The following is a 613-nucleotide window of genomic DNA, read 5'->3' as shown; positions in this document are numbered from 1 at the left end:
GTAAATTGTAGTGGCTGATTTTTCATGGCGCATATCTTGGAGACGCATTTATTCGATGTTATACTACTTTATATCTTCGCTATTTTCGTCGGTAGTCGTAGAGATTCGTTGACATCACTTGGGTGGATTTATTATACATTTTCATGGTGATAATCTTATCATTTATCATATCGTAGAATTTCGAGGATTATTCGTGGAATTAGCATTACATTGAGCATTGCATATTCATTGATTCATAGTTCGAGTATTACATGTGCATTGCATGATGTAGTTCTTTCGCAGTTCGATTGGCATTGCATTGCATTGTCAGGTTAATCGTTGGGCTTACGCTATTCTTCGGGACAGTAGAAAATAAATTTTTACAAAATTTCGTGGAGCACTGAGGCCTACAGCCTTACCGTGAAAATCAAAAAACCTTATCAGGAATTAAAACCATTAATTGCGTCACATGCGTAGGGCGGATTAATGAAGGTCTTGGTTGCGTTACATGCGGATGACGGACCAAGGCAGTTTTTATTGTGAGTTCAACCTTTTTATAAAAAAGGAAAACTAGATATTGTCCCATCTTTTTGCGTTTGTTGCGTGGTTTATTGTAGTGGTTGTCGTATGGGTT

At 37.4% G+C, this 613-nt stretch carries 1 protein-coding gene; it reads right to left on the bottom strand.

What is annotated here, in order from left to right; genetic code table 11:
• Positions 1-406: 406 nt before the first annotated feature.
• Positions 407-613 (bottom strand): hypothetical protein (locus ACFIMW_RS09490; RefSeq protein ID WP_375697400.1); only part of this gene is annotated, 207 nt, incomplete at its 5' end.

It is taken from the genome of Bartonella sp. AC329YNZD, from assembly GCF_042196685.1.
Lineage (GTDB): Bacteria > Pseudomonadota > Alphaproteobacteria > Rhizobiales > Rhizobiaceae > Bartonella.
This window is presented reverse-complemented; position numbering and strand designations above follow the sequence as displayed.